The sequence below is a fragment of the Bradyrhizobium sp. CIR48 genome (assembly GCF_014198315.1).
GTDB lineage: Bacteria > Pseudomonadota > Alphaproteobacteria > Rhizobiales > Xanthobacteraceae > Bradyrhizobium.
The window spans coordinates 12,545-28,957 of sequence record NZ_JACIHG010000023.1 but is presented as its reverse complement, the minus strand read 5'-3'; the positions used below and the strand labels follow the sequence as shown (position 1 = coordinate 28,957).

15 protein-coding genes are annotated in these 16,413 nt (G+C 65.5%); 6 read left to right on the top strand and 9 right to left on the bottom strand.

The window, feature by feature from the left end; all coding sequences use genetic code 11:
- Positions 1 to 177: 177 nt before the first annotated feature.
- From galE to GGD66_RS40455, 4 genes are all read right to left on the bottom strand, one after another.
- A complete protein-coding gene (gene galE, locus GGD66_RS40470; RefSeq protein ID WP_092255363.1) occupies positions 178 to 1,170 on the bottom strand; it encodes a UDP-glucose 4-epimerase GalE in 993 nt (330 codons plus the stop codon).
- 19 nt (positions 1,171 to 1,189) lie between these two features.
- Complete coding sequence (locus tag GGD66_RS40465; protein ID WP_179731708.1) at positions 1,190 to 1,993, bottom strand: WecB/TagA/CpsF family glycosyltransferase; 804 nt, start codon at positions 1,991 to 1,993, stop codon at positions 1,190 to 1,192.
- Complete coding sequence (locus GGD66_RS40460; RefSeq protein WP_183262144.1) at positions 1,986 to 4,355, bottom strand: exopolysaccharide transport family protein; 2,370 nt, start codon at positions 4,353 to 4,355, stop codon at positions 1,986 to 1,988. The genes GGD66_RS40465 and GGD66_RS40460 overlap by 8 nt, the downstream gene beginning before the upstream one ends.
- A gap of 291 nt (positions 4,356 to 4,646) precedes the next feature.
- On the bottom strand, positions 4,647 to 5,447 hold the full coding sequence (locus GGD66_RS40455) for a bifunctional 2-polyprenyl-6-hydroxyphenol methylase/3-demethylubiquinol 3-O-methyltransferase UbiG (RefSeq protein ID WP_183262142.1): 801 nt from the start codon (positions 5,445 to 5,447) through the stop codon (positions 4,647 to 4,649).
- Positions 5,448 to 5,841: 394 nt separating this feature from the next.
- Between GGD66_RS40455 and GGD66_RS40450 the strand changes: the two genes are divergently transcribed.
- Entirely contained in the window at positions 5,842 to 6,870 is a 1,029-nt protein-coding gene (locus GGD66_RS40450; protein ID WP_092255352.1) for a glycosyltransferase family 2 protein, read from the top strand.
- A gap of 3 nt (positions 6,871 to 6,873) precedes the next feature.
- Here the strand turns inward: GGD66_RS40450 and GGD66_RS40445 are convergent, their stop codons facing one another.
- Entirely contained in the window at positions 6,874 to 7,866 is a 993-nt protein-coding gene (locus GGD66_RS40445) for a glycosyltransferase (RefSeq protein ID WP_177237066.1), read from the bottom strand.
- A gap of 246 nt (positions 7,867 to 8,112) precedes the next feature.
- Here GGD66_RS40445 and GGD66_RS40440 point away from each other — a divergent pair, with 246 nt between their 5' ends.
- The 3 genes from GGD66_RS40440 (at position 8,113) to GGD66_RS40430 (ending at position 11,843) form a co-directional block, all read left to right on the top strand.
- The gene (locus tag GGD66_RS40440) at positions 8,113 to 9,213 is read left to right on the top strand and encodes a glycosyltransferase (protein ID WP_092255349.1); all 1,101 of its coding nucleotides are present in this window, start codon (positions 8,113 to 8,115) and stop codon (positions 9,211 to 9,213) included.
- Positions 9,214 to 9,228: 15 nt separating this feature from the next.
- Complete coding sequence (locus tag GGD66_RS40435; protein WP_143109040.1) at positions 9,229 to 10,581, top strand: O-antigen ligase; 1,353 nt, start codon at positions 9,229 to 9,231, stop codon at positions 10,579 to 10,581.
- Positions 10,582 to 10,700: 119 nt separating this feature from the next.
- Positions 10,701 to 11,843: a GNAT family N-acetyltransferase gene (locus tag GGD66_RS40430; RefSeq protein ID WP_183262139.1), complete on the top strand. Its 1,143-nt coding sequence runs from the start codon at positions 10,701 to 10,703 to the stop codon at positions 11,841 to 11,843.
- Positions 11,844 to 11,864: 21 nt separating this feature from the next.
- Here the strand turns inward: GGD66_RS40430 and GGD66_RS40425 are convergent, their stop codons facing one another.
- Positions 11,865 to 12,404, bottom strand: coding sequence for an alpha/beta hydrolase (locus GGD66_RS40425; protein ID WP_183262137.1), 540 nt, complete (start codon positions 12,402 to 12,404; stop codon positions 11,865 to 11,867).
- Between the two features lie 122 nt (positions 12,405 to 12,526).
- Here GGD66_RS40425 and GGD66_RS40420 point away from each other — a divergent pair, with 122 nt between their 5' ends.
- A complete protein-coding gene (locus GGD66_RS40420) occupies positions 12,527 to 13,003 on the top strand; it encodes an Lrp/AsnC family transcriptional regulator (RefSeq protein ID WP_183262135.1) in 477 nt (158 codons plus the stop codon).
- 60 nt (positions 13,004 to 13,063) lie between these two features.
- On the opposite strand, the gene wrbA is transcribed toward GGD66_RS40420, so the two are convergent.
- From wrbA to GGD66_RS40405, 3 genes are all read right to left on the bottom strand, one after another.
- Positions 13,064 to 13,663, bottom strand: coding sequence for an NAD(P)H:quinone oxidoreductase (wrbA, locus tag GGD66_RS40415; RefSeq protein WP_183262133.1), 600 nt, complete (start codon positions 13,661 to 13,663; stop codon positions 13,064 to 13,066).
- 84 nt (positions 13,664 to 13,747) lie between these two features.
- Positions 13,748 to 14,446 (bottom strand): pirin family protein, encoded by a 699-nt coding sequence (locus GGD66_RS40410; protein ID WP_179731691.1) that lies wholly within the window; start codon positions 14,444 to 14,446, stop codon positions 13,748 to 13,750.
- Between the two features lie 36 nt (positions 14,447 to 14,482).
- The gene (locus GGD66_RS40405; RefSeq protein ID WP_183262131.1) at positions 14,483 to 15,235 is read right to left on the bottom strand and encodes an SDR family NAD(P)-dependent oxidoreductase; all 753 of its coding nucleotides are present in this window, start codon (positions 15,233 to 15,235) and stop codon (positions 14,483 to 14,485) included.
- Between the two features lie 116 nt (positions 15,236 to 15,351).
- Between GGD66_RS40405 and GGD66_RS40400 the strand changes: the two genes are divergently transcribed.
- Positions 15,352 to 16,287, top strand: a complete 936-nt coding sequence (locus GGD66_RS40400) for a LysR family transcriptional regulator (protein ID WP_183262128.1) — start codon at positions 15,352 to 15,354, stop codon at positions 16,285 to 16,287.
- Positions 16,288 to 16,413 lie beyond the last annotated feature (126 nt).

The following is a 16,413-nucleotide window of genomic DNA, read 5'->3' as shown; positions in this document are numbered from 1 at the left end:
GCTCCCAGGGATCCGCGACCGATGACAGGCCTTCGCGCCGAAATGATCGTGACCTGATGCTCGGAAAAATTGGCTCGCTCAATCGGCCGAGCATGCATGCCGGCATCGTCGCCGGCAGCGAAGGCCCAGTCTAGCCGTTCACGCCTCCGTCGAGCAAGGCGCGGGCGCCCCGATTGCCTAACGCGGTCTGAACGGATGCGCCTTCTGGTGCCAGGCCCAGGCGGTGCGGATGACCGTCGCCAGGTCGGAATGGCCAGGCACGAAGTTCAGCACCTTTCGCGCAGCGGAAGGATCGGCGACCAGATAAGTGGGATCGCCGGCGCGGCGCGGCTTGACGGTGTGCGGCACCTCGCGGCCGGTCTCCTGCCTGATCGCGTTCAGGATCTCGCGCACGGAAAAGCCGGAACCGGTGCCGAGGTTGAAGCTGCCGCCGGCATGCCCCTCTTCCAGCAGCTTCAGGGCCGCGACATGCGCCGCGGCGAGGTCGGTGACGTGGATGTAGTCGCGGATCGCGGTTCCGTCGGGCGTGTCGTAGTCGTCGCCGAACACCGCGAAGTCGACATGGCCCTGCAGCGCCATCATGGCGCGGGGAATGAGGTGGGTTTCATTGTCGCGCAACTCGCCGATGCCGCCGGCCGGATCGGCGCCGCTGGCGTTGAAATAGCGCAGGCAGAACGCGCCGAAGCCATAGGCCGAGCGATAATCGGCGAGCATCCGCTCGATCATCAATTTCGATGCGCCGTAGGGATTGATCGGCATGCAGGGAAAGTCTTCCGGCAGCTCCTTGGAATCGGCATTGCCGTAGACGGCGCCGGTCGAGGAGAACACGATGCGATGGCAGCCTGCGTTGCGCATCGCCTGCAACAGCGACAGCGTGCCCTGAACGTTGTTGATGTAGTATTTCTGCGGATCGGTCATGGACTCGCCGACCAGGCTCGCTGCCGCGAAATGCATCACCGCCGTGATTTTGTGGTCGGCGAAGGCGCGTGCCAGCGCCGTGCCGTCGAGCAGATCGCCCGTCACCAGGGGGCCGGCAACGAAGCTGCGATGACCTGTCGAGAGATTGTCATAAACGACGGGCTGGTAGCCGGCGGCGGTCAATGCGCGGCAGGCATGCGAGCCAATATAGCCCGCGCCCCCGGTGACGAGGACGGTCGGTCGGTCGGTCATATCGTCTTCTGCTCTTCTCTTAGCGGAGGGGCCGGTTGCGGCTGAAGAGAAGATAGAGCGCGCGGGGGTTGGTGGTCAAATAGCGCCAGAACAGGCGGCGCGGCTCGAGCAAGGTGCGCCAGGCCCATTCGAGTCCGATCTTCTGCATCCATTGCGGCGCGCGGGAACGGCTGCCCGACAAAAAGTTGAACAGGCCGCCTGATGTCTTGATAACGCCAACATTGGTCAGGTACGGCGTGAATTCCTCCACGAATGCCTGCTCGTTGGGCACGCCGAGCGCGACCCACAGATAGTCCGGCGCAAGCGCGTTGATCTCCTCGACCTTGGCGCGCAGCGCCTCGCCTCGCAGATAGCCGTGGCTGCGTCCGATGATCTTGAGGTTCGGATACATCTTCTGGACGTTCTCGACCGCCACGATGTTTTCGGCCTCGCTGGCGCCGAACATGTAGAAAGTGCGGCCGACCGCTTCCGCCTTGCGCGCGACGACGTGGAACAGGTCCGTGGTCGCGACGCGCTCGGGCAGGGGAAACCAGGATTGCAGCTTTGATGCCGCCACCAGCGGCTGGCCGTCGGCGTTGATCAGGTCGGCGGCGCGGAACAGGCGCTCGGTCTGCGGTTCCGTCGAGCAGCGCGCCAGCACCTCGCCGTTGGCCGAGGTCAGGAACAACGGACGGCCGATGCGATTGTCGGGATCGGTCGCTTCGATCATGAAATCGGCGGTCGCTTCCAGATCGATCGCGGCCATGCGGAGCCCGCCGACGGTGATTCGCGGCACGTCGGCCGTTGCTGCCCGTCCGTCGAGGTTGACGCGACGCTCAAGCATATTGTCTGCCTCGCTGGCGCGTTTGGATTGCAGGGGTGAGCTCGTCCAGCACGACGCCGACGAGCTTGCGCTCGGCGCGGCCCAGCGCGGTCAGGATCTCTTCCAGGCTGTCGTTGATGTCGAGGCTGGTCGGCAGCACCGCCACCAGCGCGTCGGTGTCGTCCAGCAGCTTGCGGCCGCCGGCAAGAAGCGGCATCACGGGGCCGTCGAGGATCACGAGGTCATAGCCGCCCGCGGCGCGCGCCTGCGCAATCGCCTTGCGGATCGCATCGGTGGCCTTGCCGGCGTCGCCCTCGCCGGCCGGCAGCACCGAAATGCCGTTGACCGTCCTGATCTCGCGTGCGGCCTTGCTGCCGATCGAGAGCCAGCCGAGCCTGCTCGGTTCGTTCCTGCCGGGGCGGCTGACCTTGTTCGAGAGTGCGTGGGCCTGATGGTCGGCATCGATCATCAGCACGCGGGCGCCGTCGCGCGCAGCCGCAAGCGCGAAATTCAGCGCGATCACGCTGCGTCCGGTGGTGTCGCCGGCGCCGACGAGCGCGATGACCGGCATCGCCTTGTCGCCGGCGCGCCGGGCCACGGCAGTGCGCATATCGCGCCAGGCGTTGAGCAGCTTCGTCAGCGGAAAGCCGGGCCGCAATGTCGGCCAGCCCAGCCGGGTAAGGTCGACGCCGCCGCCGGTGGCGAGAATGGCTCCGAGCGTGTGGATGACGTCGGCCTCCTGGAGGCGCGCGATCAGCGGCTTTTCGATCAGGGGCTTTTCGACCATCGCAGGCTGCAGCGATGGCGCGGCAAGTTCTGGCAGGGCCTGCGCCACTTCCTGAGGTCGCGAGACCTGAGGAGATTGCGGAGCTGCCGGAGCCGGCAATACCTCGGGAGCGCGCGTTCTCTCCGGCGCCGGCTCGCGCTCACGGCGGACTGGCGCAGGCGCCGGCGCGCCGACGAGCAGGAGTTCGACCGCGGCGAACCAGCTTGACGCCGCGAGCGCGCCGAAGATGAAGCCGATCATGGCGAACAGGCTCATCGCGGGCGGGAACGAGCGCCGCTGCGGCACCGTCGCTTCGCCGATGACGCGGGCCGCCGAAGTGTTCAGCGTCTCCTGCTCTTCGGTCTCGCGCGAGCGCTTGAGGAAGGATTGATAGACGTCGCGGCTGGCATCGGCCTCGCGCTCGAGCTCGCGCAGGCGGACGGCGGCCTGGCTGAGCTGCACGCTCTGCCGCTTCTGCGCCTCCATGGCCCGGTTGAGCGAGGCCTCATAGTCGCGGGCGCGCGTCAGATCGTTCTTGGCCGACTGGGCGAAGCGATCGATCTCCTCGCTGATGGTGCGCTTGAGATCCTCGACCTGCTTCTCGGTCTGGCGCAGTGCCGGATGGCGCGGCCCGAGCTCGCCGGCCTGCTCAGCATATTTCTTGCGTGCATCGGCATATTGCGCGCGCAGGTTCGCGATCGTCGGCGATTGCAGCGCCTCCGGGATCGCGCCGGCGTCGGCCGCGGTACGGCGGCTCGCCTCGATCTGGTCGAGCCGCGCCTGGGCATCCATCGTCGCGGCGCGGGCCGCGGAAAGCCGCTGGTTGCTGGCGGAAAGCTGCTGATCGCTGATCAGCGCATCCTGGGTGCCGACGAAATTGTTCTGGGCCTTGTAGGTGGCGAGCGCGGTCTCGGCGTTGCGCAGCCGCTCGCGCAGCTCCTTGAGGCGGCCGGAGAGATCGTTGGTGGCGCGCCGTGCGGCCGAAGCCTGCGAGTTGCGGGACTCGGCGAGATAGGCATTGGTCAGCGTGTTGGCGAGCGTCGCCGCCTTCGCCGGATCCGTCGACCAGACCTCGATGTCGACGATGAAGCTCTTTTCGGTCTTGCGGATCGTGATGTGCCTGTTCAGCGCCTCGAGCGCCGCAAGCTGCACCTCCTTGTTGTCCGCAGCGGAGGGAGCGCGGGGCTGCAGACCGATCAGGCCGAGCAGCGACGACATCAGGCTCTGGCCGTCGCTGCCGCCGCCGAATTCCGGGTCCTTGTCGAGACCCGTCTGCTGGATCACCTTGAGCAGTACGCTGTTGGAGGTGATCAGCCGCGCCTGGCTCTCCACCACCATGGCCATGCCGGAGACGTCCTGCGCGCGCGGCGTGAGCTCGCGATCGACGAGCTGAAGCTCGCGCGGATCGACATAGAGCTGGGCGGTGGCGGTGTAGCGGGGCGTCAAGCTCTTGCCCACGGTAACGGCGAGCGTTGCACCGAGCAGGGCAGCCGCGGTAATCGCGATCTTGTGTCGCCAGAGCAAATTGGCGAGCTCCAGCACGTTGAAGCCGGCCTGGGGCCTCTGTTGCGGCGACTCCGGTCTGGCCCGATCTATCGGCTGGTTATAGTCAAGCATGATCCCCAGCTTTCATTCCAAATGCCGCAGGCTGAGGGGCTACTCTTCGCTCTACGCCATGCACCCGGGATATAGGTGCCCAATCAACGCAACAGGGAAAATTAACCATACTCATTGAGGGACTATTCACCGAAATGGCAAACAAAGCGTTTAAGCGCATGCCACTCCGCAGTGCGTCCTCGTGACGCCAGCGATGCCGGGGCTCCCTGGAGATTAACGGTTCGTTACCGCGCGCGGCATGGCTGCGAGGCTCCGCTTGTTCCGCAATGGGCCGCGCGCGCGCCATGATCGTCAGCTCTTCCGCAGGATGACGTGATAGTCGCCGCGACGGACGTCGGTCCCGCGCGAAAGCATGGTATTCAACACGGCGGCGCCGGCGTCCACGAGCGCCGCGAACAGCGGCTTGCTCCGGCGCATCTCGGGATAGCGCGGACTCTCGACCTCGCGGCGGTAGATCATCTCAAGGCCGTTGGCGGCCGCGAAGGCTTCGAGCCGGGGCAGCGTCACCAGCGGATGGAAGAAGGTCGGGAACGGTGGCTCACCGGGCATGCCGGCATCCTTGATGCCGCGGATGTGCCGGTAGAACCAGACGTGAAACCAGTGCGGCGAATATTTGGTGACGACGCCGGAGAGCGAGCGGGGATTGGGCGCGCCGATCAGGATCAGGCCGCCGCGCTTGAGCGCATCGCGGAAGTTCAGGAGCGCGGCGTCGACGTGGGGCAGATGCTCGATCACGTTGTAGCAGATCACGAGATCGAAGGTCTCGCGCTCGAAGCGGTAGGTCTGCACGTCGCCGAGGATAGCCTCGTCCGCGTAGGTGTTGTTGCGGACTTGGTCCTCGTCGATGTCGACGACGGTGACCTTGCTGCGTCCAGGCAATTCCGGCGGCAGGACGCTGCACGAGCCGCCGCCGGCTTCATAGATGGCGAGCTGGCCTTGCGGCAGTTCGCGCCGCAGCACGTCGTGAACGGCGAGCAGGCTGTCGCGCGCTTCGCCCGGGACGAGATCGTGAAGTGCCTGGACGGGGGCCGCGGCCGCGGGGATCCGGATCGCCGTGGCTGTCGCAAAATCGATCGTGGCTGGCTTGTTCATATTTTCTGACCGCGCTTGTTCTATTCAAATTTACAGGAAAAATATCGCGAGCCCGAAGAGCAAATCTGATGCCGCGCCGTCTCACCGGTCGCAGTGCTTACGGTCGGGTTAATGCGCATGCGCATTAACTACGGCATTGTTCATGTTGGGTCTTCGTCGGCGCGTGGACCGCGAATTGCAGTACCACGTGCGCATGATTTCGCGGGAGAAACAGGCGAAAGCGGTTAAACGCATGATGTTGTCTTGGGACGGCCGGGAGACTGGCGTGAGGCGCAGGCACGCGCCATCAACTGGCCGTTCGTTTTGGGACGCATCTGTCCCGCGACGATGTGCCGTCGCGGGACGTACGAATGAAGCAGGGCTTTTTCAATATATCTCGGACATCTAGAACGGCATGACATTGATCCCGACAGACCTGTCTGCCACGCGTATCGCGGATGCCGTGCGCGATCCCAACCGGGAGATCGTGGCGAGCTCCGCGGTCATCGACCTGTCGGTCGGTATCGTCGTCTGCATTCCCTGCTTCCGCCGTCCGCAGCATCTGCGGTTGACGCTGGAGTCGCTGGCGAACCAGCGGACCCCGCGTTCATTTGCCGTCGTCATGGTCGAGAACGATGCCGCGCAGCGCGAGAGCGCGCCGGTTGCCGCGGAGTTTCTGGCCGCCGGCAGGCTGCAGGGCGTCTGCCTCGTCGAGAAGCGGCAGGGCAATTGCCAGGCGATCAATGCTGCGTTCGAGACGGCGCAGGCACTGTTTCCTGCCGCAACCCGCTTCCTGATGATCGACGACGACGAGATCGCGTCAAGCGACTGGCTCGAACTGATGGTCCGCACCGCGGAGGCGACCGGCGCCGACGTGGTCGGCGGGCCGGTGCTGCCGGTGTTCGACGACGACAGCAAGCCGTGGCTGTCGCGTCATCCCGCCTTCTGTCCCGCCTACGACTATTCCGGCGCGGTGCCGCTGATCTATGGCTGCGGCAATTGTCTGATCACGCGCGCGGCCTTCGAGCGGTTCGACCGTCCCGCCTTCGACCTGCGCTTCAATTTCCTCGGCGGCGGCGATTGCGATTTCTTCGTGCGGTGCCGTGATGCCGGCATGATCTTCCACTGGACGGCGGAGGCCGTCATCACCGAGACCGTGCCGCAAAGCCGCACCAGCCTCGGCTGGATCGCCAAGCGTGGCCTGCGCATCGGCGCGATCAATTATCGCGTGCAGTACAAGGCCGCGCAGAGCGCGGCGGCGCGGGCGCGGGTGTTCGTACAGATGCTCGGACGGTTGCCGCTCTCGCTGGTTCGGTCCGCAGGTCTGCTGACGTCGTCGAAGGCCGTCGTCGCGATGCACCCCGTGATGGTCGCGTTCGGCTCGATGCTCGCCGCGTTCGGGATCGAGCCGAAGCCCTACGAGGCCTCGAAGATCGTGTCGTGACGATCAGATGCCGAAGCGGGCGAGGGCAGTCCTGGCCGCGGCGCGCGGCAACGCCTTGAGCGAGCGGCGGCCGACCATTCCAAGATAGCCAAAAGCCTGGCGATATCGGCCGAAACGGACCGCCTGCATCGCCGAGTAGGTGATGAGATGAAGTTCGGCGGCGAGGCGCAGTCCGGCCGCCGTGCCCTCGGGCAGACGTGCCAGGATCAGCCCGTCGTCGAATACCCGCGCGATGGCAGGGAAGAAATCCTTGGGCGTCCGCACCGCGGCGTTCATGGTGTTGGCGGTGTGCAGGCGATAATCGAGCAGCAGTTTTGGCGCGAATTCGAACTCGCCGATCGCCGCCAGGCGGCACCAGCAATGCCAGTCCTCGCAATATCTCAAGGACGTATCAAAGCCGCCGATGGCCCGGAAAGCTTCCGCGCGCGCGAGCGCGATGCCGCCATTGACGATGAAATTGCCGGCGGCGAGCCGCGTCAGCACGTCGCCGGACGGCTTCCGGCGCCCCTTCAGCAGGCCGCGCCGGCCGATCTGATGTCCTTCGCTGTCGATCGTGTTGTAATCGCCATAGACGAGCACCGCCCGCGGAGCCGCGCGTACCGCCTCCAGCAGCGCCGCCACTGCGCCAGAGCGAAGGCGGTCATCGGCATCGAGGAAGAGCAGCCAGTCGCCGCGGGCATATCGCGCACCGAGATTGCGCGCTGCCGACACACCGGCGGAATCATTCGTGATCAGGTGCAGCCGCGGATCGCGAATGCCGCGGACGATGGCGGCGGTGTTGTCGGTCGAGCCGTCGTCCACGACGATGACTTCGCCCACCTCGCCCTGCGCCAGTGCGCTGGTGAGGGTTTCGCCGACATAGGCCGCAACGTTCTTGGCGGGAATGACGACGGACACCGACCAGGTCGAGCTCGACGGCAGCGGCTGGCGTGCCGCCGGAACGACGCGTCTGGTGGCCGGCAAATCGAGGACGTCTTCGGCGGTGATCTGAGCCACGGCTCGCCTTTAAGAGTCTGTTAACCAGGACGCGTGCGCTGAATGGATGATGCGATCGATCGCAACGTGGGCAGGCCCCGCGAATGATACTCGCATTACAGCCAGATCGTTGCCGTGAAGCCGTGTGTGGCGCTGGTTTCGTCAATTAGCGTTAAGCCGCTGGCATTAAGCCTGTGGCAAATTTGGAAGAGTGCGACCGCCGGTCCCATGCGAGAATGCGCATCCGGCTGCCGCGGATGGAATCCAGTGCCCGCAAAGACATTCGAACACGACCCAGATGCGATGATCCTCAACCTCTTCTATGAGGACAAGGACGATCGCTGGTTTCCCGGCGACCGGCATCTGCGACGCATGGCGCGCCGGTTGCTGCTCGGCGAGCCGCGCATGAGCGGTCAGCTTCGCGTGTTCCTCAATCTCTGTGCGGGGCTCGATCGGCTCGGCATCCGCTACCGCGTCAACGATTACGGCTACATCGCGCGGCATCCCGACGAGCTCGCCTGCATCGTCGGCCGCACCTTCCTGCTCGACAAATTCGCGTGGAAGAATCCGATCCTGCTCGGCGTCGCCGCCCATAATCATCCGCTGGACGACCTCGATCTGTTCAAGCGCCTGCCGGTGAAGAAGGTCGTGGTGCCCGGGCCCTGGTACGTCGACATGTACCGGCCGTATTGGCCCGAGACGGAGGCCTGGCCGGTCGGTATCGATACCGATCTCTGGGTGCCGTCGCACGCCTCGCAGAAGGCGGTCGACGTGCTGATCTACGACAAGGTCCACTGGGACCGCGAGCGCTATGCGCCGGAGTTGATCGAACCCGTCCGCGCCCGTCTGCGAAAAGAGGGCCGCTCGTTCACGGAGCTGCGTTATGGCAGCTACAAGGAAGAAGATTATCAGGCGGCGCTGGCGGCCTCGCGCGCGATGATCTTCCTGTGTCAGAACGAGAGCCAGGGCATCGCCTATCAGCAGGCCTTGTCTTGCGGCGTGCCGGTATTCGCCTGGGATCCGGGCGGCCCGTGGCGAGACCCCGATTACTATCCGCACCGCGTGCAGTTCGCGCCCGTGTCGTCGGTGCCGTATTGGGATGAGCGCTGCGGGGCCAAATTCGTCGACGTCGCGGGATTCGAGGCGGGGTGGGACAATTTCTGGGAAGGGTGTGCCGCGGGCGCGTTCGATCCGCGCGGCTATATCCTGGACAGTCTCACGCTGGAGCAACGGGCGCTGCAATATTACGAGATTGCGCGGAGCATCGTGCGGCAGCCGGTGGCGCAGACTTCCGAAAGGCCTGGTGACGGACGCTCAATGGGCTTGAGCCAGGACCTCGAACTTCACCGGCGTCACCAAGTGTCTTGAGCCGTGGACCGCAGTATGGACCGCAGCGCCGCCGACATGACTGACCTCGAGGCCCGATCGTTGGGCCGCGTCCTGCGCGACGGCCTGGCGGAGCTCAATGCCGTGCAGGCGGCGCGCTGCCTCGTCGCCGTCGCCTCGCTGCTGCTGGTGCTGGTGACGCTCGATCCGTTCCCGGACCTGCGCAATCCCGATGTCACCACCGTCGTCGGCGGACGAATGGCGCTGGCCTATGTTTCCTGGGGACTGCTCGCTGCGGTCGCTGTGCTGCTCGTCGCCACCACCGATGCGCCCGCGCTGAAGACTCTGGTGACGCCGCTTCACCTCTGCCTCGTGGGCTGGCTGGTGATCAACATTGTCCTCTCTGAAAGCCGCGGCGTTTCGATCCAGCGCTTCGTGCTCGCCGCCAGCGTGACGTCGCTCGCCGTCCTGCTGCCATTGCTGCCGCCGACGCAGCGCAGCTTCAACCTGTGCCTGGGCGCTGCCGCGCTGGTGCTGCTCGCGCTCTGCTATCTCGGCGTCATCCTCGCGCCGCAATATTCGATCCACACCGGGCTTGATATTGGCGAGCCGCAGCTTGCCGGCGACTGGCGCGGCAGTTTTGGCCACAAGAACATCGCCTCACCCGTGATGACCATCCTGGTCTATGTCGGCATCTACCTGACCGCCGTCGGCTCGTTCGTGATGGGACCGGCGATCGCCGCGCTGGCCGGCATCTTCCTGATCTTCACCGGCGGCAAGACCTCGTCGGTGCTGTGCCTTGCGATCTATGCGCTCGCGTCGCTGGTCTACGTGACGCCGAGCCTGTGGCTGAAGCGGATCATCTGCTTCGTGCCGCTGATCGTGATGAACCTTTTGACGGTCGGCAGTGTCTTGAGCCCGGCGCTGGGAGCGATGACGCGGCTGCTTCCCCTTGATCCGACCTTCACCGGCCGATCCGCGATCTGGGAGTTCGCGCTCGCGGCCGTCGCCGAGAAGCCGGTCATCGGTCACGGCTATGCGGCCTTCTGGGATGATGTCACGGCGCGGCAGACCGCCCAGGGCGCCGAATGGGCGACGTCGGCGGCGCACAGTCACAACAGCTATCTCGACCTCGCGGTCACCATCGGTCTGCCGGGGCTGCTGCTCGTGATTCTCGTGTTCGTGCTCGCCCCCCTCCGTAATTTCCAGTCAGCCCAGACACACAACCGCAGTGGCGCACTGGCAAAGCTGTTCCTGACCGTATGGCTGTTCGGCCTGTATTACGGCGCGACCGAGACCTTCCTGCTCGAACGGCAGAATCCGATCTGGTTCATGTTCGCGCTCGCGGTGGCCGGCCTGCATTTCCTCGCCAGGTTCCAATGCGTCGAGCAGATGGAACCGGAGCGCTGACAGCTTGTCGCAGTCGGGGCGATGGTGGCATCGGCTTAACGATTAAGCGGCTAGGTCTCTTGTGGTGCGCGACAAAACATAATCTATCTCGAAACATTCAATAATCGTATGCCCCGCAGATGACGTTCCTCAGCGTCGAGCAACCAGATGGCCTCGTGTCCAGTACGTCGAACATCGCTGTCGATTTCGTGCGCGACTGGCGGCAGGCCGCGTCGCGTCTGAGCGCCGGGCATCGCACCGCTTTCCAGCATGGTTACTGGCTCGATGCGTGGTATGAGGCGTTTCACGATTTTGCGCCGCTGATCGCGATGATCTCGGATGCCGCCACCGGCAAGGACATCGCCATGGTGCCGATGATCAGCCACATCAGGCGCGGCATCCGCATCGTCGAATTCGCCGATCTCGGCGTCTCCGACAACAACGCGCCGATCCTGGCGAGCGATGCCGCGTTGGACGCGGCGGCGGCGCATGCGATCAGCGGGGCGCTGGTGGTGGCGTTGCGCGCCTTGCCGGACCGCTTCGACCTGCTCCGCCTGAAGAAGATGCCGGCCCATGTCGGTGGCAAGCCGAATCCGCTGGTGGCGTTCGGGCGGATCGGATCCTCATCGCTGAACGGCAATGTCGTGCTGATGGGCGACGACTATGAGAACTATCAAGCCTCGATCAAGCGCATGCAGATGCCGCGCTGCTGGCGCGTCTTCAGCCGGCACCAAGGCGCGCGGTTCGAGATCGCCGCCGACGTTGCGCGCGCGCATGGGCTGCTGGACGTGATGGATGTCCAGCAGCAGGCGCGCATGCGCCAGCTCGGCTCGCGGTTCGTCCTCAATGACGACGCGCATGCGCGGTTCTACCGCGAGGTTGCCCGCCAGGGCATTGCAGAAGGCTATGCCGTCGTTGCGGCACTGGTCTGCGATGAAGCTGTCATCGGCACGTCATTCGGCATCAGGCAAGGCGCGACTTATTACCTGCTGCGCATCAGCCACGGCGGCGACTCATGGTCGAGCTGCTCGCCGGGCCTGCTCGTCGCCGAGCGCACGATGGCCGCGATGCATGCGGCGGGCGTGCGCCGTTTCGACCTCAGCATCGGCAATCAGGACTACAAGCGGCGCTTCGGCGCCGAGCGGGTGCCGCTGACCGACGTCAGCGTCGCGCTGACCTGGCGCGGCGCTCCTTTCGCATGGCGCGACCACGCCGCGCAGGGCCTGCGCCGCTATCCCGCGGCCGCCGCCCTCGCGGCGCGGGCGATACGCAAGATGCGCTGACACAGGCTGTCTACTCGCCCGTTACGTCGGAAGGCCCGCGCAGAAGGCATCCAGCAATGCGCGACCCTGCGGCCAGTCGCCGAGCCCGCTCGACCCATTGATGTGGCCGAGTGCGCCCGGCACGATCAGGCCGGACTGCCAGGCGCGTGCGCGTCGCTGTGTCACCTCGAGGCTGCCATAGGGATCGTTCGTGCTGGCGATGATGAGCGAAGGGAAGCGCAGCGCGCGGTCGGGGACCGGCTTGAACGCGGCGGCCTCGCCGGGAAAGCTGGTGCCGTCAGGATCGGGGACCGCGACCAGAAACGCGCCCGCAATCGCGGATGGGAAGCTGGCGGCCCAGTGCGCCACCAGCAGGCAGGCGAGGCTGTGGGCCACCAGCACCGGCGGCTTCGCGCAGCGCCTGACCGCTCGCTCCAGCGATTGCTCCCAGTCGTCGAGCTCGGGCTGGTCCCAGCTCGTCGGCTGAAATCGATTGAAGCGGGCATCACTGCGCTCCCAGAGGGTCTGCCAATGGGTTTCGCCGGAGCCGCCGAGGCCGGGCAAGGTGATGATGTCGTGCATGATCGTCCCGTGATATCTGAGATGGAGGCGCAGTGTGGCCGGTCACGATGCTGCGTGACATGGCAAGTCATCGGCGGAATCGATCATCTGCCGATGATCTCAAGGCGGAATGGAGAATTTTCTTGGATCGTTTCGGAAGCATCGACGCCAAGGACCTGAAGATCCTCGAGACGCTGCAGGCCAATGCGCGCGTGCCGTTGTCCGAGCTTGGCCGTTCCGTCGGCCTGTCCCAGCCGGCCGTCTCCGAGCGCGTCAAGCGGCTGGAGGAAGCCGGCATCATCGAAGGCTACGGTGCTCGGATCAACCCGCGTGCGCTCGGGCTGGGCCTGATGGCGCTGGTGCGCCTGCGCACGTCGCATGAGCACATCAAGACCTGCCTGAAGAGATTCAGCGAGATTCCGTACATCATCGAGGTCCATCGCGTGACCGGCGATGACTGCTTCGTGCTGAAAGTGCTGGTTCCGGCGCCGGAAGACCTGGAGACGATCGTGGATCGCATTGCCGGTTTCGGCACTGTGACGACCTCGCTGGTGCTGCGGAGCGAACCGGCGCGGCCGATCGGCCGCGAGCTCGTCAGGAAGAAGACCGAGCGGAGCTGAGGCGGCATTCCCGAAAGAGAATGCCGCCCGTCGCATCAGCCGTGTGGCTAGCCATGGAGCTTAGCCATGGAGCTTCTTGGCGGTCTCCGCGATCTGGCGGCCCTGATAGCGCGCGCCGGCGAGCTCGTTGGCGCTGGGCTGGCGGCTGCCGTCGCCGCCGGTGATCGTGGTGGCGCCGTAGGGTGCGCCGCCGGTGACTTCGTCGAGCTTCATCTGGCCGGCGAAGCCGTAGTTCATGCCGACCACGACCATGCCGAAATGCAAGAGGTTGGTGATGATCGAGAACAGCGTCGTCTCCTGGCCGCCATGCTGGGTCGCAGTCGATGTGAAGGCGCCGCCGACCTTGCCGTGCAGCGCGCCCTTGGCCCAGAGCCCGCCGGCCTGATCGAGGAAGTTCGCCATCTGCGAGGCCATGCGGCCGAAGCGGGTGCCGGTGCCGACGATGATTGCGTCGTAATTGGCGAGATCGTTGATCTGAGCGACAGGGGCGGCCTGATCGACCTTGTAATAGGAGGCTTTGGCGACCTCGGCCGGCACGAGCTCCGGCACGCGCTTGATGTCGACGGTGGCGCCGGCCTCGCGCGCGCCCTCGGCGACGGCGTTGGCCATCGCCTCGATATGGCCATAGGCGGAATAATAGAGGACGAGAACTTTGGTCATGGTGGTCTCCGTTGGGGGATGAGTTTGAATGGTTGTTTGAGGCGTGGATGGCCGGGACAAGCCCGGCCATGACGGAGAGAGTCGTCAGGCCGCGTCGACGAGCACGAGCTCAGTGTCCTCGAGCGCGGTGATCTTCAGCCGGTCCTCGTCGCGGATCGCGGCGCCGTCGCGGGCGTTGACGCGCACGCCGTTGATCTCGACTGAACCTGCCGCAGGCACCAGGTAGAGATGCCGCGCCTTCTCTGGTGCGTACTCCGCGCTCTCGCCCGCCTTCAGCGTGGTGGCGAGCACCCGCGCATCGGCGCGGATCGGCAGCGCATCCGCATCGTCATCGAACCCGCTCGCGATGGTGACGAGCTTGCCGGAGCGATCCGCTTTCGGAAACGGCTTCGAACCCCAGGTCGGCTGTCCGCCGCGCGTCGTCGGCTCGATCCAGATCTGGAAGATCCGCGTCTGGGTCGGCTCCAGATTGTACTCGGAGTGGCGGATGCCGCTGCCGGCACTCATCACCTGCACGTCGCCTGCTTCAGTGCGGCCCTCGTTGCCGAGGCTGTCCTGATGGGTGATCGCGCCCTCGCGCACATAGGTGATGATCTCCATGTTGGCGTGGGGATGGGCGGGAAAGCCGGTGTTGGGCGCGATCTCGTCGTCGTTCCACACCCGCAATGCGCCGTGACCCATGTTGTTCGGGTCGTAATGGCCAGCGAAGGAGAAGTGATGCTTGGCCTTGAGCCAGCCGTGGTCGGCGCCGCCGAGCTTGTTGAAAGGTCTGAGTTCGATCATCTGCGTAATTCCTTGTGTGGGTGGTTGGCGCCTCGATCAGGCGCCGAACCCGCCGTCGACGTTGAGCACCGTGCCAGTGACGAAGGAGGCGTCCGGGCTTGCGAGGAAGACGATGCCGGCGGCGACTTCCTCGGGACGGCCGAAGCGCTGCAGCGCGTGCTGCTTGCGCTGGGTCTCGGCGAACTCGCCGCCATCCTTCGGATTCATGTCGGTGTCGATCGATCCTGGCTGCACCACGTTCACGGTGATGCCGCGCGGTCCGAGGTCGCGTGCCGCGCCCTTGGTGTAGCCGACGACGGCCGCCTTGGTGGCGACGTAGTCGGCAAGGCCCGGGAACGAGGCACGGTCGGCCAGCATGGAGCCGACGGTGACGATGCGGCCGCCTTCACCCATCAGCTGCGAGGCGGCGCGGATCGCCGCGATGACGCCGTGCACGTTGACCTGATCCTGGCGGGCGAGGGCATCCGTGTCGGCATTGGCGTCGTCGATGGCACCGCCTGCGGCAACGCCGGCATTGTTGACGAGGATGTCGAGATGGCCGAATTCCCTGGCGACGTCGTTGACGAGTTGCGTGACGTCCTTGGCGGAAGCCTGGTCCGCCCTGAAAGCGCGCGCCCTGACGCCCTTGGCCTTCAACTCGGTGACGACGGCTTCCGCCTTTTCCGGCGAGGCCACATAGCTGATGGCGACATCCGCGCCTTCATCGGCGAGTGCGCGGGCAGAGGCCGCGCCGATGCCGCGCGAGCCGCCGGTGATGAGGGCAACCTTGCCTGAGAGCTTCTTGGTCATTGGATTTCTCCAGTCCTGAATGTCTGATGACCCCTTGGATAAGCCTCCGTCTGTGGTATAGAAATAGAAACTGTTGAAACGCATTGTTTCCATAAATATCCAGATGGATAGCCGCCATGGCAAAACTTCCCGATTTCGAGGCGCTCGCGATCTTTGCCAAAGTTGTGGAGTTACGGTCGTTTGCGGGGGCCGCGAGCGAGCTCGTTATGTCCAAGGCCACAGTGTCCAAGGCGGTCACCCGCCTGGAGGAGCGGCTCGGCGCCCGGCTGTTCAACCGCACCTCGCGCCGGCTTGCGCTGACCGACGCCGGGCACAAGCTCGCCGAGCGCGCGACGCGCCTGTTGGCCGACGGTGAAGCGGCGGAGAACGAGGCGCTGGCGCAATCGGTGGCGCCGCGGGGCTTGGTGCGGCTCGCCGTGCCCATGACGTTCGGCATCAAGGCGGTGGCGCCGCTGCTGCCGGAGTTTTTCGAGGCCTATCCGGAAGTCTCGGTCGATCTGCATTTGAGCGATGCGACCGTCGACCTGATCGGCGAGGGTTTTGACATGGCGGTGCGGATCGCGCGGCTGCCGGACTCCTCGCTGCTCGCGCGGCGGCTCTTCACCATGCCGCGCTTCACCGTGGCCGCGCCGTCCTATCTGAAGAAGCACGGCCGGCCGACGCATCCGATGCACCTGGCCGAGCACAAGTGCTTCAGCTACGCCTATATGTCGACGCCCAACATCTGGCACTACACCAATTCCGCCGGCGAGCAGGCCAGCGTGCGCCCGGGTGGACAGCTCCGCGTCAACAACGGCGAAGCCGTGATGCCGGCGCTGATCGCGGGCCTCGGCATCGCCGAACTGCCCGAATTCATCGTTGGCGAAGCGATCTCATCGGGCGCCGTCGAAGTGATCCTGAAGGACTGGAAGCAGGCCGAAGGCGCCGTGCACCTGGTAACGCCCCCCGGCGGCCCCCGTCCCGCCCGCGTCGAAGCGCTCGGCGATTTCCTCGCGGCCAAGCTGCCGGGCACATGCAAGCGGCGGGCGAAGAAAGGTGCGAGGGCGGGATAGACTTTGGTGGGCACGGCGCGCGCAGCGCGCCTTTGCCCACCCTACGAGATCTCGCTAGTCTATCGTTCGCGCAAGCTATCGTAGGGTGGGCAAAGCGAAGCGTGCCCACGGCTTCGCCTGAGGGGA